This window comes from Rhizobium sp. HT1-10 (assembly GCF_049472505.1).
GTDB lineage: Bacteria > Pseudomonadota > Alphaproteobacteria > Rhizobiales > Rhizobiaceae > Rhizobium.
Genome location: NZ_JBCEBQ010000001.1, coordinates 491877 through 512493 on the forward strand (window position 1 = coordinate 491877; position 20617 = coordinate 512493).

General features: G+C 62.7%; 25 protein-coding genes and 1 pseudogene. 13 read left to right on the forward strand and 13 right to left on the reverse strand.

Annotated elements, in window-relative coordinates; translation table 11 throughout:
• The first annotated feature begins 40 nt into the window (after positions 1–40).
• On the forward strand, positions 41–292 hold the full coding sequence (locus VH564_RS02420; RefSeq protein WP_423338720.1) for a DUF1488 domain-containing protein: 252 nt from the start codon (positions 41–43) through the stop codon (positions 290–292).
• Between the two features lie 427 nt (positions 293–719).
• Here VH564_RS02420 and VH564_RS02425 read toward each other — a convergent pair whose 3' ends face one another.
• The 5 genes from VH564_RS02425 to VH564_RS02445 all read right to left on the reverse strand — a co-directional run bounded on the left by VH564_RS02425 (position 720) and on the right by VH564_RS02445 (position 4773).
• On the reverse strand, positions 720–1958 hold the full coding sequence (locus VH564_RS02425; protein WP_423338225.1) for an MFS transporter: 1239 nt from the start codon (positions 1956–1958) through the stop codon (positions 720–722).
• Positions 1955–2668, reverse strand: a complete 714-nt coding sequence (locus tag VH564_RS02430; RefSeq protein WP_423338226.1) for a YbhB/YbcL family Raf kinase inhibitor-like protein — start codon at positions 2666–2668, stop codon at positions 1955–1957. The genes VH564_RS02425 and VH564_RS02430 overlap by 4 nt, the downstream gene beginning before the upstream one ends.
• A gap of 91 nt (positions 2669–2759) precedes the next feature.
• Positions 2760–3596 carry a helix-turn-helix domain-containing protein gene (locus tag VH564_RS02435; RefSeq protein WP_423338227.1) on the reverse strand — a complete coding sequence of 279 codons (837 nt, stop codon included), beginning with the start codon at positions 3594–3596 and terminating at the stop codon, positions 2760–2762.
• Positions 3597–3745: 149 nt separating this feature from the next.
• Positions 3746–4492 carry a phosphoglycerate mutase family protein gene (locus VH564_RS02440; protein WP_423338228.1) on the reverse strand — a complete coding sequence of 249 codons (747 nt, stop codon included), beginning with the start codon at positions 4490–4492 and terminating at the stop codon, positions 3746–3748.
• Positions 4493–4581: 89 nt separating this feature from the next.
• Positions 4582–4773 (reverse strand): hypothetical protein, encoded by a 192-nt coding sequence (locus VH564_RS02445; protein WP_423338229.1) that lies wholly within the window; start codon positions 4771–4773, stop codon positions 4582–4584.
• A gap of 154 nt (positions 4774–4927) precedes the next feature.
• Between VH564_RS02445 and VH564_RS02450 the strand changes: the two genes are divergently transcribed.
• Positions 4928–5227, forward strand: a complete 300-nt coding sequence (locus VH564_RS02450; RefSeq protein ID WP_423338230.1) for a hypothetical protein — start codon at positions 4928–4930, stop codon at positions 5225–5227.
• A 144-nt stretch (positions 5228–5371) separates the two neighbouring features.
• Here the strand turns inward: VH564_RS02450 and VH564_RS02455 are convergent, their stop codons facing one another.
• Complete coding sequence (locus VH564_RS02455) at positions 5372–5593, reverse strand: hypothetical protein (RefSeq protein ID WP_423338231.1); 222 nt, start codon at positions 5591–5593, stop codon at positions 5372–5374.
• A 404-nt stretch (positions 5594–5997) separates the two neighbouring features.
• On the opposite strand from VH564_RS02455, the gene VH564_RS02460 reads away from it, so the two are divergent.
• The 5 genes from VH564_RS02460 (at position 5998) to VH564_RS02480 (ending at position 11027) form a co-directional block, all read left to right on the forward strand.
• A complete protein-coding gene (locus VH564_RS02460; protein WP_142824328.1) occupies positions 5998–6600 on the forward strand; it encodes a superoxide dismutase in 603 nt (200 codons plus the stop codon).
• Positions 6601–6925: 325 nt separating this feature from the next.
• On the forward strand, positions 6926–8836 hold the full coding sequence (locus tag VH564_RS02465) for a HAMP domain-containing methyl-accepting chemotaxis protein (protein ID WP_423338232.1): 1911 nt from the start codon (positions 6926–6928) through the stop codon (positions 8834–8836).
• Between the two features lie 425 nt (positions 8837–9261).
• Complete coding sequence (locus VH564_RS02470) at positions 9262–10344, forward strand: D-alanine--D-alanine ligase family protein (RefSeq protein WP_423338233.1); 1083 nt, start codon at positions 9262–9264, stop codon at positions 10342–10344.
• Between the two features lie 99 nt (positions 10345–10443).
• Complete coding sequence (locus tag VH564_RS02475) at positions 10444–10698, forward strand: type II toxin-antitoxin system HicA family toxin (RefSeq protein ID WP_423338721.1); 255 nt, start codon at positions 10444–10446, stop codon at positions 10696–10698.
• Complete coding sequence (locus VH564_RS02480; protein ID WP_423338234.1) at positions 10695–11027, forward strand: type II toxin-antitoxin system HicB family antitoxin; 333 nt, start codon at positions 10695–10697, stop codon at positions 11025–11027. Before VH564_RS02475 ends, VH564_RS02480 begins: the two co-directional genes overlap by 4 nt.
• Before the next feature lie 235 nt (positions 11028–11262).
• On the opposite strand, the gene VH564_RS02485 is transcribed toward VH564_RS02480, so the two are convergent.
• From VH564_RS02485 to VH564_RS02495, 3 genes are all read right to left on the reverse strand, one after another.
• Entirely contained in the window at positions 11263–11751 is a 489-nt protein-coding gene (locus tag VH564_RS02485) for a hypothetical protein (protein WP_423338235.1), read from the reverse strand.
• A 139-nt stretch (positions 11752–11890) separates the two neighbouring features.
• Positions 11891–12379, reverse strand: a complete 489-nt coding sequence (locus VH564_RS02490; RefSeq protein WP_423338722.1) for a GNAT family N-acetyltransferase — start codon at positions 12377–12379, stop codon at positions 11891–11893.
• 258 nt (positions 12380–12637) lie between these two features.
• Complete coding sequence (locus VH564_RS02495) at positions 12638–13081, reverse strand: MerR family transcriptional regulator (protein ID WP_423338236.1); 444 nt, start codon at positions 13079–13081, stop codon at positions 12638–12640.
• A gap of 83 nt (positions 13082–13164) precedes the next feature.
• On the opposite strand from VH564_RS02495, the pseudogene VH564_RS02500 reads away from it, so the two are divergent.
• Positions 13165–13774: pseudogene (locus VH564_RS02500) on the forward strand (cation transporter); the annotation flags it as partial.
• Positions 13775–14083: 309 nt separating this feature from the next.
• Here the strand turns inward: VH564_RS02500 and VH564_RS02505 are convergent.
• The gene (locus tag VH564_RS02505) at positions 14084–14473 is read right to left on the reverse strand and encodes a DoxX family protein (protein ID WP_423338237.1); all 390 of its coding nucleotides are present in this window, start codon (positions 14471–14473) and stop codon (positions 14084–14086) included.
• A gap of 264 nt (positions 14474–14737) precedes the next feature.
• Here VH564_RS02505 and VH564_RS02510 point away from each other — a divergent pair, with 264 nt between their 5' ends.
• Positions 14738–15358: an inner membrane-spanning protein YciB gene (locus VH564_RS02510; protein WP_423338238.1), complete on the forward strand. Its 621-nt coding sequence runs from the start codon at positions 14738–14740 to the stop codon at positions 15356–15358.
• Between the two features lie 40 nt (positions 15359–15398).
• Here the strand turns inward: VH564_RS02510 and VH564_RS02515 are convergent, their stop codons facing one another.
• Positions 15399–15959: a PadR family transcriptional regulator gene (locus tag VH564_RS02515; RefSeq protein ID WP_423338239.1), complete on the reverse strand. Its 561-nt coding sequence runs from the start codon at positions 15957–15959 to the stop codon at positions 15399–15401.
• Positions 15960–16041: 82 nt separating this feature from the next.
• On the opposite strand from VH564_RS02515, the gene VH564_RS02520 reads away from it, so the two are divergent.
• The gene (locus VH564_RS02520) at positions 16042–16803 is read left to right on the forward strand and encodes an SDR family oxidoreductase (RefSeq protein WP_423338240.1); all 762 of its coding nucleotides are present in this window, start codon (positions 16042–16044) and stop codon (positions 16801–16803) included.
• Between the two features lie 297 nt (positions 16804–17100).
• Here VH564_RS02520 and VH564_RS02525 read toward each other — a convergent pair whose 3' ends face one another.
• Positions 17101–17847, reverse strand: coding sequence for a glucose 1-dehydrogenase (locus VH564_RS02525; protein WP_423338241.1), 747 nt, complete (start codon positions 17845–17847; stop codon positions 17101–17103).
• Positions 17848–17952: 105 nt separating this feature from the next.
• On the opposite strand from VH564_RS02525, the gene VH564_RS02530 reads away from it, so the two are divergent.
• The 3 genes from VH564_RS02530 (at position 17953) to bla (ending at position 19913) form a co-directional block, all read left to right on the forward strand.
• Positions 17953–18309: an ArsR/SmtB family transcription factor gene (locus tag VH564_RS02530; RefSeq protein WP_423338242.1), complete on the forward strand. Its 357-nt coding sequence runs from the start codon at positions 17953–17955 to the stop codon at positions 18307–18309.
• Positions 18310–18454: 145 nt separating this feature from the next.
• Entirely contained in the window at positions 18455–18748 is a 294-nt protein-coding gene (locus VH564_RS02535) for a DUF1330 domain-containing protein (protein WP_423338243.1), read from the forward strand.
• Positions 18749–18923: 175 nt separating this feature from the next.
• Positions 18924–19913: a class A beta-lactamase gene (gene bla / locus VH564_RS02540; protein WP_423338244.1), complete on the forward strand. Its 990-nt coding sequence runs from the start codon at positions 18924–18926 to the stop codon at positions 19911–19913.
• Positions 19914–19987: 74 nt separating this feature from the next.
• Here bla and VH564_RS02545 read toward each other — a convergent pair whose 3' ends face one another.
• Positions 19988–20482 (reverse strand): hypothetical protein, encoded by a 495-nt coding sequence (locus VH564_RS02545; protein ID WP_423338245.1) that lies wholly within the window; start codon positions 20480–20482, stop codon positions 19988–19990.
• Positions 20483–20617: the final 135 nt, after the last annotated feature.

Below are 20617 nucleotides of genomic sequence, written 5' to 3' on the forward strand. Positions count from 1 at the left end.
CTTCTTCAAGGCGACCGGGCCGGTTCTCAGAGGTATATTGATGTCGCTCACCTTTCCCAACGCCAGCCGCAGCTACGACGAAACCGGCCGCCGCGTTCGTTTCCTGGGCCATGACGGCATGTTCCAGGTTCAGCTCTTCGTCGATGTCGACGTGTTCGCGGGCGCCAACACCGAGGCCGGCTACCTTGCCGCCTTCGATGCCAAGCGCAGTGGTATCCAGTCCGTCGCCAGCAAGGCCTATGCCGCAACGCGCCGGAGTTCCTATCTCCTGACGCCCAAGGATTTCAAATAGCGGTTGGCCGGAAGGACGCCTTCGCAAGAAGGCACATCTTGTCTGTCCAAAGATTCAAGGTTATATTGTGCTGGAGTGAGGGATAAGCTTTCGCCTACCCCTCTCTTCATTACGCGATCAGATGAAACCGGACAGTCACTTGCCAGCCTGTCCGGTTTTTCCTGACTGTTAACGTGATGCTAAATGGTATCCACCACATAGATCATCTCCAGTTCACAGCGAGGCCTTCGCCTGGTCGGAGAGGCCCATCGTCTCCGATGCGCCAGCTGGTTTGGCACGTCTGCTTCCGCTGCAATGCTGTCTGTGACGGCAATCCAGACGCCGTCACGTGCACCAGCGGATTAGAAATTAAACGCGCTTAGATTGCAATGCCCATTGGGGCTGAGCCTACTGCGGGCATGTCGCATATTCGCCAGCCCGGCCTTGCTCAATCTGCCATCGGTCCCTTGCCGCGCGGCCTGACCATCCAGCTGTAGACCGCGCCTGCGGCGAGCAGCACGCAGGTGCCGAGGAACACCGCCCGCATGCCGATATGGCCGCCGACAAAGCCGCCGAGCACCGGGCCGACCACCTGGCCGACGAACTGCGACGAGGTGGAGAGCCCGAGGATGCCGCCGGCGGCGGCATCCGGCACGCTGTGGCGGATGACGGCGGCGATGCAGGGCAGCAGCCCGCCGAGCGCCACCCCCATCAGGAAACGCAGGGCAATCAGCTGCCAGGCATCAGTCACGAAGGCCTGCGGGATCAGCAGCAGCGCGGCGATGCCGAGCGCGCCTGAGATGACCGGCCAGTGGCCGATGCGGTCGGCAAGCCTGCCGAGCCGCGAGGCCGACAGCACGCTGCCGAGTGCTGCCACGGACATGACCACACCCGAGATCAGCGTCAAATTGGCCTGGTTGTCGATGAGGTCGGCGACATAGACGGTGATGATCGGCTCGATCGACATGTTGGCGAGCATCAAGAGCATGCCTGTTGCCAGCATGGCGATGACCGGCCGCTTATCCTCGATCGAACTCCAGCCGCCGCTGGCCTTGGCGGCCTTTTTGCGGGCGGCGGATTTTTGTTCCTTGATCAGGAAGGAGGTGGCGAGAAACGTCAGAAAAATCACCCCGCCTGCCGCCAGGAACGTGTTGCGGATGCCGATGATGGCGGGAAGCGCGCCGCCGATCAGCGGACCCACAAGATTGCCGGCCATGATGCCGGACGACACCATGCCCAGCGCCCAGGCGACCCGATGTTTTGGCGTCTGGGTTGCCACCAGCACCATCGAGCCCGACGCATAGCCGCCGGCAAGCCCGGTGAACAGCCGCAACGCCACCAGCTGCCAGACGCTGTCGACCATGCCCATCAGCCCGATGGCAACCGTCATGCCGAGGCTGGCGCGCACCAGCATCAGCTTGCGGCCATAGATGTCGCCCAACCGGCCCCAGATCGGCGCGACGAAGGCGGCGGCAAAGAAGGTGGCGCCATAGGCGATGCCCGACCATTGGACGATGCCTGCCTTGTCGGTCACGCCCAGTTCCTCGACATAGAGCGGCAGGAAGGGCAGCAGCAGCGTCATCGCGACAATGGTCGTGAAGGAGCCGACGAGGCAGACGATCATGTTGCGCATCCAGTGCGCCGTCACTTCGCCCGTGTTCGCGGCTGTGTCGGCTGTCTCGTTCATTCCCTCGCCCTTGCATTCATTGTGTAGCGCAGTTCGGCAGTGCCGCTCGACAGGATATGGCCATCGGCCGCCTTCATGAGGTCGGCGGCGGTAAAGGCTTCCGGCAGCGCCAGATTTTCGACGTCGAGCGCATAGAGGGTGACGCGATAGTGGTGGATCCGCTGGTCGTTCCAGGGCGGGCAGGCGCCGTGATAGCCGCCCTGCGGGCCGTTCTTGAGCGAGCCTTCGCCGAAGCCGTTCTGGCCGCGCCGTCCATGGTCGGTGCGCTTCAGCGGCAGGCCTGACTTGACCAGGCCGTTACCGTCGATCGCCTGCGGCAGGTGATTGAAATCGGCGGGGATGTCGGCAAGCACCCAGTGCACGAACGTCTCGCGCGGCGCCGTTTCGGCGATCACCACGCTCTCTTTGTTGAAGCCGCTGCGATCGACCGGCACGTCCGGATCGATCATCGTCAAGGCATAGGACTTCGTGCCCGCGGGCCCCTTCGACCAGGAGATCGACGGGCTTTCGTTGGCGCCTGCACGGAATTTGCCCTGGCGCATGAGGCAGGCGGCATTCTGCGGCGGCAGCATGCGGCCCGGCTCGCTCTTGCCGAAGCTGACGGCGAGGTCGGCGGCAAGCGCCGGGGCGGGAGCAATGGTCACGCCGGCAATGATCATCATTGCGGCAGACCTCAGAAACTGGCCGATGGGCGGTTGGGTGGTTTGCATGCTTAGCCCCTTCAAGGATGACGAAACAGTGCCTATCAAACCGGCGGCAATCCTGTCCGTACCGAAACGCTCAAATCGCGGATGCAAACGCTTAAACCACGCCGTCGGCGCTGCCGTGTACAGCGCGCCGGCGCTCCGCGAAGCGGCGTGGCGACCGGTAGCCGGTGGCAAGCGCTACTTCCCGCAGGCTGAGACCGTCTTCCGTCAGCATGGTCTCCGCCCGGGCGATGCGTTCCGCCGCGATCACCGCGCGCAGTGACGTTCCCTCCAGCCCTAGCCTGCGGCGGAGCGTGGCGTTGCTGGTCCCGAGTTCTGCGGCGATCCGGTCGGCCGTCCAGGCGCGGTCGGGCTGCCAGCGTACCAGCGCGCTCACAGCTTCCGCCGTGGTTTCAGCCCGCGCCGGCAGGGCGCCCCGCATGCCGAGCACCATCAGGATTTCCAGCACCCGGTGTTCGACCAGCGGCGCCGGCAGGCACGCATCCATGAGACCGTCGCCGGCATGGTGGATGGCATCGATCGACGCGGCGTCCAGCGCCAAGTCGAGACGGAATGGTCCGCGCGGAGGCGGAAAGGCAGCCTCGGCGCGGCGCACCAGCGCGTCGGGAAAATCGATGAAGATGGCGCGGTAGGCACCCGTTGCCGGATCGGGATCGTTGACGACATCGCCGGACCAGCCGGGCGGCAGCACGAGCATCGTGCCGGCTGCGAAGCGCTGTTGCCGGCCCATGCTGAGGAGTTCCTTCGATCCCTCGACGATGACGACGATGGAGAGGCGCGAGAAGGCCGCCCCGGCGATCCGCTCGCGGCTGTGGGTGACGAAGGAGAAGAGCGAAGACGCACCCCGGCGCGCCGACAGGGGTGCCTGCGGCCGCCGGTCTTCCGCCACCAGCCGGTGCAGGCGATCGAGGATGAGATGGGATTCGGACATGACAGGCTCCAGACGCGAGCCGCTATCTACGCCGAGGCTGCGCGGCCTGCCAAGGTCGGATCGGCCGGCAAACGTCGCGTCAGTCTGTCATCGGAGACCGGGCTCCGTCGGCAGCCCGCATGGCCGTCAGCAGCCAAATACCCAAGCCCTCACACGCCGTCCGGCAAAGCGTCTGCCATCGACCCGTCATAGGCCGCGCGCGACGCGTCGTCGCCCACCTGCCGGTCGACCGCCTTGTGAAGCAGCGTCGAACTGTAGCCCACGGCGCCGTTGCCCTCGATCAGCGTGACGTCGGCATTGCCCGGATTGTCCGAGGCCTCGAACCAGGCGACCGGGTGCTGCAGGAAGTTCATCTCGAAGGCACGGTTGGTCACGCCATGGCCGACAATGACGACGTTGTCATGCCCGAGCGCCACCTCATGCATGATGGTCTGCAGAAACAGCCGCGTACGCTGCGCCACGTCGGCGCGGCTCTCGCCATCCGGCGGACGCACGTAGAATTTGGCGCCGTTGCTGCGCAGCCTCGCCCAGCGTTCGAATTCCTGCGGAAACTGCTGCTTCTGCTCGGCATGCTGATAGATCTCGGTAAACAGGCCGAAATCCTGCTCGCGCAGCAGATAGTCTTCGCGCACGGTCCCGATGCTGTCGGCGGGCAGGGTGGAGAGCAACACGTCCTTGCTCTGGCGGGTCCTGAGAAAGGGCGAATACCATACCTGTAATTTGGAAGCCGAGCTGTCAGGCAGCTTGTCGAGATAGCTGGCAATGGCGCGACCGGCAATTTTGACCTGCCGCGCGCCCCAGAGGGTCAGCGGCACGTTGTGGTCGCCGAATTCACGATAGGCGTGGCCGTCGAGATTGCCGAGTGATTCGCCGTGGCGGACTAGGAAGATGCGCATGAGCCGTTCCGTCGAAAGGGGAGGGTGCCGTCAGTCGGAGCGACCACGGGGGCGGAGGCGCTGCAACGGCCGACCCCCGGCGCTGCGGCTCAGCGCCGCCGCGACCAGGCGATGGCAAGAGCCCCGCAAAGCGCCGTCATCGCGCCCCGGAATATCCAGGGGCGCTGGTCGATCATGAAGCTGCTGGCGGGATAGGGAAAATAGCCGCTGCCCTGGGCGGCCCATGTCAGGCCGGCAATGACGAGCAACAGACCAAACCAGAATAATGCTTTGCGTGCCATCGATCCATCCTTTGGTTCGAAGGCGATATAGCAACTCCGCGAAGCGGTGGCTACCGACGTCGTGTCCCTCGACCACTGCTGACACAATCTGGCAGCAGCCACGGCTATTGGTCTTTCCACCGGCAGAACCCCGGGACACTGGCAAGGAGCCCCCATGATCACCTGGATACGCAGCGCCGCGATCGCGCCTGGAAAAGTCGCCGATGCATTCACCTTCGTCGCAAGGGCGGCGAAACATATCGAAGACAAGCATGCCATCAACATCGTTGTGAGCCGGCCGCTCGCAGGCAATCCGACCCGCATCTTCTGGTACGCGCAACACGAAGACCTGCAGGCTTTCGAGCGGGATCATCGGACGATCAACAGCGACGGGGCGTTTCTGCAGATGCTCGGCGAGGCCGCTCACTGCTTTATCGCCGGCTCGACCCACGACGAGGTGCTGCAAACGCTCTGACGCCCGGCATACGCGTCTGTTGCAAGCGCTCCGCCGGGGAAGGCGGAGACGGGCTCGTCACGCGCGCCGATGCCGCACTGGCATCGGATGCCGAAGCAACGCGGGTTTCAGGGCGCGGCAAAACTCGGGTCGTGTCGGCCAGGCCTATTCGGCGGCCGTTTCGGCAGGCAGGTCAAAGGCTTCGATATCGCGCTCGAGGCTGACGCGTTCCTGCGCCACCTCGTCGTTGCGCATGCGGTACTGGGGCGAGTTATCCCGAGCCGGCAGAAGCGCGATGACGCGGTAGGTGTCGGCGGCCATCGGCGACAGGCCCTGGCGGCTCTTCAGACGAACGGACTGGCCGACGGGGAAACGATGCGCTGGCATGGGGATTTATGCTTTCCGCCACAGCGCGATCCGCCTGGCAGCGAAATCCTGTGGTCTGTTGATATTGGGTGGGATGCCCTTCGATTGGTCGCCGGCGGTGATGCAGCAGGTTGGCCAGGCTGCCACGAAAGGCGATCTGTCGCCGCCGCCACAGAGCAGCGACAACAACAGTAGAAACCCCTAAACGACGAATACGGTGGAATTGCGGTCCTGCCACAAAATCGCCTTATCCTTGGAAGGCGGCGAACTTGGGCGTGGCGCCGACGCTTGCCATCCCGCTGCTGCCATCTCGCTGAAACAAGAAGCATTTTGCGCAGGCTGCCCGATTTTCGGCAATTCTGCGGTTGCCTGATGCCGGTTCCGATCCTATGTTCCGCCTCACCTGCCAACAGGAGAACAAGACCATGGCTTTCGAATTGCCTGAACTTCCCTATGACTACGATGCGCTTTCCCCCTTCATGTCGAAGGAAACCCTCGAGTTTCACCACGACAAGCATCACAAGGCCTATGTCGACAACGGCAACAAGCTCGCCGCCGAAGCCGGCATGAGCGACCTGTCGGTCGAAGAGGTCGTCAAGAAGTCGTTCGGCACGAATGCCGGTCTCTTCAACAACGCCGCCCAGCACTACAACCACATCCATTTCTGGAAGTGGATGAAGAAGGGCGGCGGCGGCAACAAGCTGCCCGGCAAGCTGGAAACGGCTTTCGCCTCCGATCTCGGCGGCTATGACAAGTTCAAGGCCGATTTCGCCGCTGCCGGCACGACCCAGTTCGGCTCCGGCTGGGCCTGGCTCTCCGTCAAGAACGGCAAGCTCGAAATCTCCAAGACCCCGAACGGCGAGAACCCGCTGGTGCACGGCGCAAGCCCGATCCTCGGCGTCGACGTCTGGGAGCACTCCTATTACATCGACTACCGCAACGCCCGCCCGAAATACCTCGAGGCCTTCATCGACAGCCTGATCAACTGGGATCACGTGCTGGAAATGTACGAAACGGCGACGAAGTAATTTTCCGACACGGCTCGACCTGCCACACCCGGTGCTGTCCCCAGCGCCGGGTGTTTTCGTTTTGAAACCGTGCTTTGTGCTTGTGCGGCTAGACTAAATCTACCCATTCACCAATCCAAGCCGACCAGTTGGACCGCCCTCCAGTGGACATCCCGGGTCATTCGCTAGGGAATGGTCAGTATATATTCTGCGTATTTTTTTGCTGGTGGAAAATATTTCAAGCGCATGATGTGGGCAATTTAAAGTTGTTATTCAGAGGTTAAGTAATTTCTATTATTCTTATATGTAGGAAATAAAAATTACTCCTGATTGCATCGGAATCCACATGTCGCGACCCAAGGTGAAAACCGCTTTATTCGCAATTTTCGCCGCCATCGGCCTTGTCACTATTGCATTCTCGACATTCGCACTGAGCCGGCTCGATGTGATCAACAGCAACGTCGCCGTCCTTGCAACCGACTGGATGCCTAGCCTTCAACACGCCAAAGAGATGGACACGGCAATGTCCGATATGATTGGCGCCTACAACAGACACATCCTTGCGGTGAGCGACGCAGATCAGAAAGAGGCCGAAGAAAGCGTCATCAGAGAGGGCAAGCGCTTCCAGACCGAGCTCGATTCCTATGGGGCGCTGATGAATCCGGGTGACGAGGAAACGCAGGCAATCGGGGAAATCCACAACTTCTACAAAAGCTATGGGCAGGCGGGCGAGGCAATGCTCGTCTTTTCGCGGGCCAGCAAGGACGATGAAGCAAAAGCCGCGACGATCAACTCCATGACGCCGCTCAGCAAGAAGATTCAAAGTGACATCGACGCGGTCGTCGCAGTCAACATGGCAGGGACGAAAGCGGCGTATGAGGCGAGCCAGATGGTCTTCAGCTCGACCCTTGCCGTCACCATCACAGCGGTGTTCGGAATCGTCGTTCTGATTGCTGCGGCCACCTATTTCGCCTTCGCCCAGATTGCCCGGCCGATCGAAAAGATTACAACGACGATGCGCAACCTTGCCACCGGCGATATTGACTCTGTCGTTCCCTTTGCGGGCCGATCTGACGAAATTGGCGACATGGCGGCAGCGGTGGAAATCTTCCGCACCAATGCGATCCGTGCCCAGACGCTCGAAAGCGACTCGAACGACTTGCGCAACCAGAGCGAAGCCGAGCGAAATCGAAACGGCGCGTTGGAGGCTGTGAAGACACAGGCGATGCAGCATGCGACGTCGGATCTTGCCAAGGGTCTAAGGCAACTGGCCGCTGGCGATCTAACGGTCCGGCTTGATACGCCCTTCGCTGCAGATTTCGAGAGCCTGCGGGGTGACTTCAACGGCGCGGTGACACAGCTGACGGAGATACTCGCAATCGTCGCGCAATCGGCGCACTCGATCGACAGCGGTTCGCGCGAGATCAGCCAGAGTTCTGACGACCTGTCCAAGCGGACAGAGAACCAGGCCGCGTCGCTCGAGCAGACCGCAGCCGCTTTGGACGAGATCACGGTCAATGTCTCGAATTCCTCGAAAAGGGCGGAGGAAGCGCGCAAGGTCGTCGCCGAAGCCAATGCAAGTGCTTCGCATTCGGGTGCCGTGGTTGCCACCACCGTCAGCGCCATGCAGAAGATCGAGCATTCCTCCAAGCAGATTGCCACGATTATCGGCGTCATCGACGAAATCGCCTTCCAGACCAACCTTCTGGCGCTGAACGCCGGTGTCGAAGCCGCGCGCGCTGGCGAGGCTGGAAGAGGCTTTGCCGTCGTCGCCCAAGAGGTTCGCGAATTGGCTCAGCGCTCAGCCAAGGCGGCAAAGGAAATCAAGGATCTGATCCGCAATTCCAGCGTCGAAGTTCAAAGTGGCGTCCAGCTGGTCAATGAGACCGGAAAGGCCCTGAAGACCATCGAAGGCTTTATCGTAACCATCAACGAGCATATGCAGTCGATCGCAACCTCTGCAAAGGAGCAGGCGCTTGGGCTCGAAGAGGTCAATACTGCGGTTAATCAGATGGACCAGGTGACGCAGCAGAATGCTGCCATGGTGGAGGAGACGAGTGCCGCCAGCGCAACCCTTTCGAGCGAATCCACCCGTCTGCGCGAGGTCGTCCAACGGTTTCATCTTGCGGATGGCGCTGGCAAGGTGAGCGCGTCGCCACGCCGAGCCGAAGCGACGGTGCGGCGTTTTCCTCAGCGGGAAGTGCGTCTTGCGACCCAGGGCAATCTCGCTATCAAGCAGGAATGGTCCGAATTCTGATGGATGGCTTTGCCGCACGGCGCGGTCGCCTGCAACGGTAGCAAGCGGCAAGGACGCCGTTCATCACATACCTCGCACGGAAGGCCATCATTCTCAGGCATAAGAGCTGTCATGGTGCGGAGCAAGGCATCGTGATTCGCGAGTGCACGACGTCGGTGCCCGAATAAGGGCGAGGGGGCTTGGCCCCTTTGCCTTTTGCTGGATGCGCCCAGGGAAATCGCCCATTTGCCGGCACCCTGCGGAGCGGCGACCGCGCCTGGCCCTTGGGCGCGCCGGGCCGCTGGACGAAGCCAAAATCCATGGTTGCATTGGCCGCCACAAATCGGGCGCAGTTCAATTCAACCTTGCCAGCCGATCAAACCGTTGTGGGAACGGTTTGCGGCGGCGCTGCGGCACGGCCGGCATAGGGGAGATTTGAGCAGACCATGGATAGCAAGACGCGAATTGCCGTTCTTTTCGGGGGGCGGTCCTCCGAGCACGAGGTCTCCCTTCTCTCAGCCGCCAATGTCGTCGGCGCCATGGACCGCGCAAAGTACGAGATCGTCCCGATCGCCGTCACCCGCAGCGGCGAATGGTTGTTGCTGGAGTGGGACGGTCAGGCGATGCCTGCAGCCGTGCCGGAAACCGGCGTGAGGGTCTGCCTGCTGCCGGGTGGCGGCGGACGGATGATGGCGATGCCGCTGACAGGCGCAGCCTATGAACTGCCACCGGTCTCGGTGGTGTTTCTGGTGCTGCACGGGTTGTTCGGGGAAGACGGTTCGGTGCAGGGCCACGCGGAGGTCGCCGATGTCGCCTATGTAGGCTGCGGTATCCTCGGCTCGGCCGCAGCGCTGGACAAGGACATCGCCAAGCGTCTGCTGGGCGCGGCGGGACTGAACGTCGCTGCGTCGGTGACGCTACGTCGCGCCGACACGGCATCCTTCGAGACGATCGCCGACACGCTCGGGCTGCCGGTCTTCGTCAAGCCGGCGCGGCAGGGATCGTCAGTCGGTGTCGGCAAGGCTAGCAGCAGCGAAGCCTTCGAGACGGTGCTGCGCGAGGCCTTCCGCCACGACGACAAGGTGCTGGTGGAAACCTTCGTCGCCGGCCGCGAGATCGAATGCGCGGTGCTCGAGGATGCCGACGGGTCGATCTCGGTCTCGCTGCCCGGCGAGATCGTGCCGGCCGAGAAGCACGGTTTTTACAGCTACGACGCCAAGTACATCGATGCCGACGGCGCCGACGTGAAAGTGCCCGCCGATCTGCCCGACGCCGTGGCCGAGACCATCCGCGACATCGCCCGGCGGGCCTTCCTCGCGCTCGGCTGCGAGGGCATGGCGCGGGTCGACGTCTTCCTGCAGGCCGATGGCGAAATCACCATCAACGAGGTCAACACCATCCCCGGCTTCACCAATATCAGCATGTACCCGAAGGCCTTCGCCGCCAGCGGCATCGGCAACACCGAACTCATCGACCGGCTGATCGCCCACGCGCTGCGCCGGGACCGGGATCGGCGCGCTGCAAGGTGAGGGCGGGGGGCGGCGGCGGTTGCTGCTGCGTCTAGGTCAGCGCTCTGCCGGAACAGAGGCGATGCTTGCGGTTTATGCTAGCATTTGCTATGCTTGCTCATGAACGGCAGGCATCGCAAAACCCTGGCTGCAGTCTTCAAGGATCCGGTCCAAGGCACGATTGCCTGGGCCGACCTTGAGGCGCTGTTGCTGGCGTCCGGATGCAAGGTCATCGAAGGCAACGGATCGCGGGTCCGATTCGAAAAGGATGGAAAACTGGCGTTTTTTCATCGGCCGCACCCCGCCAAGGAAGCCAAGCGATATCAGGTGAGGGATGCACGGCTCTATTTGCAGGAACTGGGAATAACACCATGAATATCCTTACCTACAAGGGCTATTCCGCACGCATCGACTTCGACGCGGAGGACGAGATCTTCTTCGGCTCCATCGCCGGCGTGCCTGACGTCATCGGTTTCCATGCCGACAGCGTGGTTGGACTGAAGCATGCTTTTCACGAGGCGGTCGACGATTATGTCGAGACCTGCAGGAAACTCGGGCGAGCGCCCCACAAGCCCTATTCGGGCAAGATGATGTTCCGCGTCGATCCGGAGATCCACGCGCGTGCCGCAAAGGCCGCAGAACTCGCGGGGAAAAGTCTCAATCAATGGGCTGAAGAGGTTCTGGACAAGGCTTCAGTTGCCTGATTTCCGTCTTTCCGACGGCCTGCGCCATCAGGAACACGCCGGGACAATCGCCGATGATGCCGTCACGATCGACCGCGAGTTCGGCGACGAACCAGGTTGACAATCCCTTGTCGGGGTAACGGTTATCGCCCAACCGCGTATAGCGCTGCTCGATCGCATCCACGGCCGATAGGTTGCCGTTGCCCGCTGCAGCGACCGCCTGCCATGCCGTGCGCCGATGTCCTCAGCATTGCCATCATACAAACTCTGGCGACAGGGGATACCGGGCATTGCGTATTTCATGATCGGTCAGCGGATATTGCCCCAGAACGGTTCGATATTCCTGGAGGGTCCAGTCGCCAAACTCGGGTGAGATCCGGCTCATGATTTCAATAGTGGGTGCCATCCAGTTCCATCGGGAGTAGCCGTTGTCCTTGGCGACGCCGGGCGGCGAAGGGGCATCGTTCGGCGCGCGTCTGTCGCGCAACTCGGCGGCACAAGCCTGTGCCACGGCCGACTCATGCAAAAATCGTCTCGCGGCGTCGGAGATGGAAAGCCCTGCTGTCCGCTCAACCTCGCTTCCCTTTTCCGTCACCACGATATCGTAGCGGTTATCAACGATCTCCACATGCTCGGAGCCATCGTCACGACGCATCGTGCCAATCTGCACGCAGTCGCCCAGCCCTGTTCGCGCCCAGAGCGTTTCCACCAAGGCCTGCAGTTCTTTCACCGGATCCGTTTTCATCCTTCCTCTCGCCCTCCATCGGAACTTTGCAAAAACCAGAGACAGGCAGGACGATCGTGAATGACTGCCGCTGCCTGCATGATTTGCGCGCGCCTCCAGGATTGGATCGTGAGGATCGTTCACCAGCCCCACTTCGCCCTCAACCCAGCGCCTGCAGATACCGCATGCCGGTCACCGGGCGGGGGATGAAGTCCAGCTGTTCGTAGAAGCGGTGGGCCAGCACATTGCCGGTGGCGGCGCTGACGGACAGGTAGCCGCAGCCGGCCTTGCGGGCGGTGTCGCGGGCGCGGTCGACCAGATGCTGGCCGATGCCGTGGCCGCGATGGCCGTCGCGTACGAAGAGATGGTGCAGGTCCATGCCGCGCTGCCCTTCCTGCGCCCTGTAGAGCGGCACGAGGATGGCGTAGCCGAGCAGGCCTTCCGAGGAATCGGCCACCAGTGCGGTGATCCAGGGCAGGGCGCCGAACAGGTCGCGCTCCAGCTGTTCGGGCGTGATCGCTGCGGCATCGCCATGGTGGGCGGCCAGCAGGCGGATCATAGCGTTGAGTTCCGGCAGGTCCTGCGGCTTGGCAGCGCGGATGGTCAGCACCGACGGTCTGAGGAGAGAAAGTTCGCTGTCTTCGAGCATGGTCTGCGTCCTGTTATGGGTGCCGTCAGAACGCTGTCGCATACAACAAAGCCGCCTGACGGCGGCTTGTTGACAAAATGATCTGTCGGCCGCCTGCTAGAGGTACAGCCAAAAGTACGAGCGGATGATGGGCGCGTGCGTGATCATGGGCAAGAGATGATCCGAAATTGGAAAATTGTCAAGCGGCAGTGAAACAGGCGGGCAGGATTCGGCGACAGGTCGTGCGCGCACGCGCACCCTGCATTCCCAGGCCTTCCGTCACCCGAACGCCGCGTCCTGCCCGTGCACCGCGTGATCGGTCTCGCAGAGCCCGTGGTCGGAGAGTGCCCGGATGACGTAGCAATCCTCGATGCTGTGGCCGTCGCAGTGCGAGACGATGCGTTCGAGCTCGTGTTCCAGCTTCTTCAGCCGGGCGATCTTTTCGCGCACGTCCGCCAAGTGCTCGCGGGCGATTTGGTCGGCGTCCTGGCACGGCCGCTCCGGATGCTGGCTGAGGGTGATCAGCCCGCGGATCGCCTCGACCGTCAGGCCGAGATCGCGCCCGTGACGGATGAAGGCCAGCCGCTCCAGGTCGGCCTCGCTGTAGCGGCGCTGGTTGCTGTCGCTGCGTTCGGGCGCGTTCAACAGCCCGACCTGCTCGTAGTAGCGGATGGTCGGCACCTTGACGCCGGCCCGCTTCGACAATGCCCCGATCGACAGCATGGCAAAATTTCCTCTTGATGCTCTAGTCGCTAGAGGGATTACATAGGATGTCACGAGACCGAATCCAACACAAAGGTGACACGATGAGCGCTTCCTGCGGCCACACCCACGGCCCCTTCGACGGCATGTCGGACACATACAAGACCCGCCTGTGGATCGTCATCGCGCTCAACGGCATCATGTTCTTCGTCGAGATGATTGCCGGCCAGCTCGCCCGGTCCCAGGCGTTGCAGGCCGACGCGCTGGATTTCTTCGCCGATTCAGTCACCTACGGCATTTCGCTGGCGGTCATCGGCGCATCGCCGCGCATCCGCACCATGGCGGCAGCCGGCAAGGGCATCAGCCTGTTCCTGATGGGCCTGTTTGTCTGCGCGGCTACCATCTACCGCGTCTTCGTCGTCGGCGTGCCCGAGGCACCGGTCATGGGCATCATCGGCTTCATGGCGCTGCTGGCAAACCTTGCCACGGTCGTGCTGCTGGTCAACTACAAGGACGGCGACGCCAATGTTCGCTCGGTCTGGCTCTGCTCGCGCAATGACGCGATCGGCAATGTCGTGGTCATGGCGGCCGCCCTCGGCGTCTGGGGAACCAACACAGCCTGGCCGGACCTTGCCGTCGCCGCCGTCATGGCCGGCCTGTTCCTGACCTCGTCGGTGCAGATCCTCAGCCATTCCTGGCGCGAGTGGAAGGTGACCGGCACTGCCGTCGATCCGCATGCCCACGCAGCGCACGATCAAGGCAACCACAGTTGCAGCCACGATCATGGCGACCATGACCATGGCGCCCACGACCATGGCGCCCACGATCATGCCGGTCACGACCACAAGAACCACGACCACGCTGATCACGACCATGGCGACCACGAAGACCACAAGCCTGCGCATGCCACTATCAACTGATCCTCCAGTCGGCGGCCGGGCTTGAAACGAAATCAGCCCATTGTCCTTGCGGGCAATGGGCTGATCCATGTCTGGCTGCAACGGGCCGGTGAGGCCGTTGCGACTATTCCTGGCGAAGCTTGGCGTCGGCGCTGATCGGGCCCGGGCCGGAGAACACGAAATACAGGAAGACGAAGCACAGGATGACGGCGGCATAGCCACCGTTCTCGGTCGGGAAGAAGCTGGTCGGGAAATGGGCCATGAAGTAGGCAACGGCCATTTCGCCGCTGAGGACGAAGGCAACGACGCGCGTCTGGAAGCCGACGAGGAACAGGAAGCCGAGGATCAGCTCGATCAGGCCGGCGATCCAGGGCAGCGAGCCGGTCGGCGGCAGGAAGGGGCCGGCGTGGAAATGGAAGATCTTGGCAGTGCCGAAGGAAAAGAGCACAAGTCCGACGACGATGCGCATCAGGCTGAGGACTTGGGGCTGGTAGGCGGAAAGTTGCTGTTTCATAATCGTCTCCGGTTGTTGGATGGTGGCGGTCATTGAGCAGCTTTCGCCTTCGCTCGCCATGCGTCCATAGCGCGGGGCTGTTACGCCGCCAAGACGGCGCGCGGCGACAGACTGTTCACAGTCGCGGTCTCAAGGGTAAAAGAAAGAGCATCCGCAGGCATAGGGCCGATTCGGTCTTGATCCATGGCGGTGTAATTTCTTGATCCTGAGCGGCCATTGCCTCATTCTGGCTGCAGACGATTGCTGCAAGGCCGGGGCGCACGGATGAGAGCTTTCCTGAGAACGGCGACGGTGTTGCTTGCCGACCTGGCATCGAGCCTGGTTTTCCTCATCCTGTTTTCACTGACGCACAATGCCCTCCTTGCCGCCGGCGTCGGCATGGCGTTCGGCCTTGTCCAGATCGGCCTGCAACGGGTGCGGCGAAAGCCGATCGAGACGATGGAATGGCTGAGCCTGTTTCTGGTGCTGGCCTCCGGTACCGCCACGGCACTGACGGATGACCCCCGTTTCGTGCTGTTCAAGCCAAGCGCGCTCTACGCCATCGTTGGCCTGGTCATGTTGCGGCCGGGCTGGATGATCCGCTACCTGCCGAAGATTGCAGCCTCCACCGTGCCCGACATCGCCACCTATGTCGGCTATGCCTGGTCGGCCCTGATGTTTACCTCGGCGGCGCTGAACGCCTATCTGGCGATCAGCACCGATGTCGCGACCTGGGCAGCGACGATGGCGGTCTTCGGGCTTTGCAGCAAGGCCGCTCTGTTCGTCGCCGGTTTCGCGGCCATTCGGATTGCGACGCGATCCCGTCTGCGTGCCCTGCCGGCGCATGAACGCGAAGCCGTGCTGATTGCCACCGGCTGGCATTCCGCACCGGCAGAATCGCGTTAGCTTCGTCCATATTCGCTTTTGCCGCAGAAGGGCTGATGCATCACACCTTTCCGGCCGTCACCTCGGCGACGATGGCGTCGATGTCGGCCAGCACTTCGCGGAGATAGGCGATCTCCGCTCGCAGCCGGTGCTGACCGTGCTTCAGCGCCGAGCGTTTGGTAATGCCGATATAGGGCTCGGCCCAGGCGTTGATGCGGTCGGCCTCGGCAAGTTGCGCTTCCAGGGCGTTCAGCCGCCCCTGCAGGAGGCCGGGCAGTTCGGCTGCACTGGCGGGGTCGAGGCGTACGAGCGCCAGATCGAAGGGATCGTGCTTGTACCAGATGTCGCTGAGGCCTGCCCGACGCAGATCAGCCAGCACCCGCCGGCCTTCGTCGGTGATCTCGTAGATTTGTCGCACCGGTCGCTTGCCGTCGCGCTCCTCGCCGGTCTGGCGTAGCAGGCCTTCCTCCGCCAGCCGCGCCATGGCGCCATAGACTGCACCGACACTGATGTCGGTCCACAGCGTGACATGGCGGTTTTCAGCCTCGAGCCGCAGCCGGTGGCCGTGCATTGGACCCAGCAGATCGAAGGACGACAAGATGAACAGGCGGATGGATGACATAAGGCTCTCGACAGATTACTCTCGCGAGAGTAATACTCGCGACGAGCCATTGGTGGCTCACTGCATAGAGGAATAGATCGAGATGAAGGCAAGCGGCAACACAATCCTCATCACCGGCGGCGGTTCGGGCATCGGTCGGGCCCTTGCCCATCGCTGGCACGATGCCGGCAACCGCGTCATCGTCACCGGCCGTCGACGCGACATGCTGGAGGAAACAGCCGCCGGCCGCGAGGGCATCTTCGTCCACGAATTCGATATCGCCGATGCCGAGGCCATCGTGGCCGCAGCCGCCGCAATCCTCGCCACCCATCCGGGCCTCAACGTGCTGGTCAACAATGCCGGTACCTACAACGGTGAAAATCCCCGGCACAAACGCGATCTCGGTGATGCCGAGCGGATGATCGTCACCAACGTGCTCGGTCCGATCCGCCTGACGAACGCGCTGATCGATCATCTGTCGACGCAGGCCGATGCGGCCATCGTCAACGTTTCGTCCGGCACGGCCTTTGTTCCCTATCCGGCGTCGCCCACCTACAGCGCCTCCAAGGCGGCCCTCCATTCCTATACCGCCGCCATCCGGCCGCTGCTCGAAGGGCGTGTCGAGGTCATCGAGATCGTGCCGCCCCAGGTGCAGACCGAACTGACGCCCGGCCAGTCGCAGGATCCGAACTCCATGCCGCTCGCCGAATTCGCCGACGAAGTCATGGCCTTGCTGCACGGCAGCGGCGACCGCTCGCCCGCGGAAATCTGCGTCGAGCGCGTCCGCGATTTTCGCAACGCGGAACGGAGCGGCAGCTTCGACGCGCTGCTGGCAATGATGGTCGAGTACACCCCGAAGGGATAGGATCACGCACCGGCCTTAAGCCGCGACGTCGATCTCCCCAGCCACGGATATTTTCCAACATCCGGCCCGGCCCTGTCGTCTCTCTGTACCTAGCGCGGCGGGCAGGATTCCAGCGGGATGGTTTTTCCCGGGGCTGTCTGAAGATTGCCGAAGTGGGGCGCGATCATGAACGGTGGGCATGGCTACCCGACAACCCTTGCAAACGATTGACGGCCGTGATGGTCTTTTCGCGGCCGCCCATGAGATCAAGGCAGTATCGGGCATGCCGTGTCGGATGGCATGCCCAACTTGGCCTGCTTAGCGAAAACCGCCACTTGCGGTCAGTTTTTCGCCGGTGAGCCAGCGGGCGTCGTTCGAAGCGAGGAAGACTGCGACATCGGCGATATCGTCGGGCTGGCCGGTGCGGCCGAGCGGGGTCTGGGCGACGGCGCTGACCTCGAAATCCGAGCCGACGAATCCGGCGGTATGCGTCCCTTCGGTTTCGACGATGCCGGGCAGGATGGCATTGACTCGGATCTTGCGCGGACCGAGTTCCTTGGCGAGCACGCTGGTGATGACGTCGACAGCGCCCTTGGTGCCCGAATAGACCGCGGAGGTCGGCGGAGCCAGGCTCGTCACCGCAGACGAGATGTTGATGACGCTGCCGCCTTCACCGATGTGCTTGACCGCCGCCTGCGTCATCAGCAGCACGCCGAGGACGTTGACGTCGAACATGCGACGATAATGTGCCTCGGTAATGTCGTCGATGGCGCCGAACTCGTAGACACCGGAGTTGTTGACCAGGACGTCCAGCCGACCGAAGGCCTCGATGGCGGCATCGACCAGCCCCTTTGCCTGCTCAGCCTTGGAAACATCGCCCTGCACCGCAATGGCCTTGCCGCCAGCGGACTTGATGGCCTCCACAACGGCGTCAGCGCCAGCCTGACTCGAGGCATAATTGACAACGACGTGCGCGCCCTCCGCTGCGAATGCCTTGGCAATTGCCGCGCCTATTCCCTTGGATGCACCGGTCACCAGGGCCACTTTTCCCGTAAGTTTAGACATGATCGTTCCTTTCGACACGGACGCCGCCGCTTTGTCGGGCGTTGTTCCGTAGTTCAGGATTTCGGAACTGTTGATCCTGATTTCAAGTGTCCCTATATAAAGTTTATGAGACCGCTCCTGCATCCAGCCATAGAAGACATCAGGCCCGAGGCCGTCCTGTACGCGCTTTCCGATCCGGAACGGGCCGCGATCTTTGCCCAGATCGCCGGCGTCGGTTCGAGCGGGACGTGCGCGGCACTCGCATGCCTTGGCGAGCGCGTCATTCCGAAGTCGTCTCTCTCGCAACATTTCAAGGTTTTGCGCGAGGCCGGACTGATCCGCTCCGAGCGCCGCGGCATCGAAATGAGCAATCATTCGCGCTGCCAGGAAGTGGATGGCCGCTTCCCCGGCCTCATCCTGGCCATTCTACGCGCCTATGGCCAGCCTTCCGCTGCGGTCTCCGGCGAGCAAACGGCTCCTTGATGCTTCGCCATCGGTGGATTCCGCGGCTGCAGACCGGCGCGCCGGTGCAATTCCCTTGGGCAGACCTACATATGGTGGGCCCTACATCGGCGATTGAAATTCTGCGGCCGAGTGACCTGCAGACGCCCAAGCAAAGGAATCGACAATGAGTGCTTATGTGGTTTTCGTGCGCGACCGGATCACCGATCCGGAGGAGTTCGCGACCTATGGAAAGATGGCGCCGCTGGCGCGGGACGGGCATGAGATGAAGGCCCTGGCGTTCTACGGCACGGTCAAGACGCTCGAAGGCCCGGCCGTCGATGGTTCGGTCATCCTCGAATTTGCGACGATGGCGGAAGCCCAGGCCTGGTACGACAGCCCTCTCTACCAGGAAGCCGTGCAGCACCGCTTCAAGGGTGCCGAATACCGCGTGTTCATCGTCGACGGCGTGGCCGGCTGACGACCGTCGAGAGCCGTCGCCAAGGCGAGGCAAAACCGGCGGCCCTCTCTGCGGCCGCCGACAAATTCTGACCCAGACGATCATGGACCCGGCCGCTTCCGCGCGGCGACACGCCAGATGGGTGCCATATTCTTCGTCTAAGGCATCCGCCAAGATGATTCTGCTGGAGGAAAGCATGCCCGCTCCCATCACTCGCCGCCTGCTCCTGGGTTCCGCCGTCCTCGCACCGGTGGCGATCCTGATGCCGCAGGGCCTGCTCGCCCAGACAACCCCGCCGCCCGTCGTGCCCACTAAACCCTTGAGCGACGCGGTGCCTGAGCAGCCGGCACCGCCAGCCGGCGACCATAAGACCGAGGAGGATGCCGACGCCCAGCTGACGGCGCTTGAAAAACGCACCGGCGGCCGGCTCGGCGTCTCCATTCTCGATACGGAAACCAACATATCCCTCGGCAACCGCGAGACCGAGCGCTTTCCGATGTTCAGCACCTGGAAGGCGCTCGCCGCCGGCTTCGTGCTCGCCCGCGTCGACCAGGGCAAGGAAAAGCTCGATCGCCGCGTGACCTTCGGCAAGGAGGCGCTGGTTGCCTATTCGCCGGTCACGGAAAAGCACGCCGGCACCGACGGCATGACCATTGCCGAGCTCTGCGAGGCGGCCGTGACCGTCAGCGACAACACGGCCGCAAACCTCATCCTCGACAGTTTCGGCGGCCCCTCGGCTCTGACCGACTGGCTGCGCACAACAGGCGATACCGAGACGCGTCTCGACCGTCGCGAACCGGAACTGAACCAAGCCAAGAAGGACGATCCGCGCGACACCACGACACCCGACGCCATCCTCGACACGCTGGGCCTGCTGACCCTCGGCAATACCCTGTCGGACGCCTCCAGCGCGATGCTGACCGGCTGGCTGATCGCCGCCACCACGGGCAAAGATCGTCTGCGCGCCGGCCTGCCGCCGCAATGGAAGGTCGGCGACAAGACCGGCACGGGATCTGCCGGAATGGCTGCCGACATCGCCATCGTCTGGCCGCCGGAGCGCGGGCCGATCCTGGTCGCGGCCTATATCGCGGAGGCAACGGCGCCGGCTGCAGAGCTCAATGCGGTCTTCGCGGAAATTGGCAAGATGGTCGCCGGCATGGTCGGCAGCTCGGCGGAAGAACAATAACCACCGAAAGTTCAATGCGCTGCGGGAGAGAAGCGATTCTCTCCCGCAGCGTCTTCATGTGATGAATGGGACAATCAGCCGAGCGAGACAGCCGTGCTGCCGCCGTCGCTGTCCCCGTCGGCATCGCCCGTCTTGCCGTCGCCGAGCTGCTGCTTGATCATGTCGGCGATCTGGTCATTGATCGCCTTCTGCTGATCGGCCGGTAGCTGCGAAAACTGCTCTTCCGTCATGTTTTGCTGTTCGAGATACTGGGCGCGGATCTTTTCCGCTGGGCTCATATTCGCCCATTTCGCGAATTCGGACAGGATGTCGTCGTCGGACGCGGCGGTGTTTGACGACGACGTGCCCGACGTCGAAGCCGTGCTGTCCCCTGCGCCGCCCGACTGGTTCAGCCAGAAGCCGGAGGAAATCGAATTGGAGATGCCGGCACTGCTGATCGAGGGCGCCGCCTTCTTCTGACTGCTGTCTTCGTCATCGGGCAGGACGAAGGGGGTATCGTCATCGGAGTCCGAATAGGACTGGCTGAGCAAGGGGGCGCTGTAACTGCTCTGGCTGCTGTGAACCTTCATTGTCGAGTCTCCTGAGATCTGCGTCGACGTTCCGCCGCCAAGCCTGCGCGGGCCTTGCGTTGAAGGCATCCATCCACAAAAAACCTCCCCGTCGTTGCCAACGGGGAGGTGCTGATTCAGGCGGTAGCGATGCCG

Bases quoted from the DNA above. Each gene is read 5' to 3' on its own strand.
- VH564_RS02420 (WP_423338720.1), top strand. From the start codon at position 41: ATGTCGCTCACCTTTCCCAACGCCAGCCGCAGCTACGACGAAACCGGC.
- VH564_RS02425 (WP_423338225.1), bottom strand. From the start codon at position 1,958: ATGAACGAGACAGCCGACACAGCCGCGAACACGGGCGAAGTGACGGCG.
- VH564_RS02430 (WP_423338226.1), bottom strand. From the start codon at position 2,668: ATGCAAACCACCCAACCGCCCATCGGCCAGTTTCTGAGGTCTGCCGCA.
- VH564_RS02435 (WP_423338227.1), bottom strand. From the start codon at position 3,596: ATGTCCGAATCCCATCTCATCCTCGATCGCCTGCACCGGCTGGTGGCG.
- VH564_RS02440 (WP_423338228.1), bottom strand. From the start codon at position 4,492: ATGCGCATCTTCCTAGTCCGCCACGGCGAATCACTCGGCAATCTCGAC.
- VH564_RS02445 (WP_423338229.1), bottom strand. From the start codon at position 4,773: ATGGCACGCAAAGCATTATTCTGGTTTGGTCTGTTGCTCGTCATTGCC.
- VH564_RS02450 (WP_423338230.1), top strand. From the start codon at position 4,928: ATGATCACCTGGATACGCAGCGCCGCGATCGCGCCTGGAAAAGTCGCC.
- VH564_RS02455 (WP_423338231.1), bottom strand. From the start codon at position 5,593: ATGCCAGCGCATCGTTTCCCCGTCGGCCAGTCCGTTCGTCTGAAGAGC.
- VH564_RS02460 (WP_142824328.1), top strand. From the start codon at position 5,998: ATGGCTTTCGAATTGCCTGAACTTCCCTATGACTACGATGCGCTTTCC.
- VH564_RS02465 (WP_423338232.1), top strand. From the start codon at position 6,926: ATGTCGCGACCCAAGGTGAAAACCGCTTTATTCGCAATTTTCGCCGCC.
- VH564_RS02470 (WP_423338233.1), top strand. From the start codon at position 9,262: ATGGATAGCAAGACGCGAATTGCCGTTCTTTTCGGGGGGCGGTCCTCC.
- VH564_RS02475 (WP_423338721.1), top strand. From the start codon at position 10,444: ATGAACGGCAGGCATCGCAAAACCCTGGCTGCAGTCTTCAAGGATCCG.
- VH564_RS02480 (WP_423338234.1), top strand. From the start codon at position 10,695: ATGAATATCCTTACCTACAAGGGCTATTCCGCACGCATCGACTTCGAC.
- VH564_RS02485 (WP_423338235.1), bottom strand. From the start codon at position 11,751: ATGAAAACGGATCCGGTGAAAGAACTGCAGGCCTTGGTGGAAACGCTC.
- VH564_RS02490 (WP_423338722.1), bottom strand. From the start codon at position 12,379: ATGCTCGAAGACAGCGAACTTTCTCTCCTCAGACCGTCGGTGCTGACC.
- VH564_RS02495 (WP_423338236.1), bottom strand. From the start codon at position 13,081: ATGCTGTCGATCGGGGCATTGTCGAAGCGGGCCGGCGTCAAGGTGCCG.
- VH564_RS02505 (WP_423338237.1), bottom strand. From the start codon at position 14,473: ATGAAACAGCAACTTTCCGCCTACCAGCCCCAAGTCCTCAGCCTGATG.
- VH564_RS02510 (WP_423338238.1), top strand. From the start codon at position 14,738: ATGAGAGCTTTCCTGAGAACGGCGACGGTGTTGCTTGCCGACCTGGCA.
- VH564_RS02515 (WP_423338239.1), bottom strand. From the start codon at position 15,959: ATGTCATCCATCCGCCTGTTCATCTTGTCGTCCTTCGATCTGCTGGGT.
- VH564_RS02520 (WP_423338240.1), top strand. From the start codon at position 16,042: ATGAAGGCAAGCGGCAACACAATCCTCATCACCGGCGGCGGTTCGGGC.
- VH564_RS02525 (WP_423338241.1), bottom strand. From the start codon at position 17,847: ATGTCTAAACTTACGGGAAAAGTGGCCCTGGTGACCGGTGCATCCAAG.
- VH564_RS02530 (WP_423338242.1), top strand. From the start codon at position 17,953: ATGAGACCGCTCCTGCATCCAGCCATAGAAGACATCAGGCCCGAGGCC.
- VH564_RS02535 (WP_423338243.1), top strand. From the start codon at position 18,455: ATGAGTGCTTATGTGGTTTTCGTGCGCGACCGGATCACCGATCCGGAG.
- bla (WP_423338244.1), top strand. From the start codon at position 18,924: ATGCCCGCTCCCATCACTCGCCGCCTGCTCCTGGGTTCCGCCGTCCTC.
- VH564_RS02545 (WP_423338245.1), bottom strand. From the start codon at position 20,482: ATGAAGGTTCACAGCAGCCAGAGCAGTTACAGCGCCCCCTTGCTCAGC.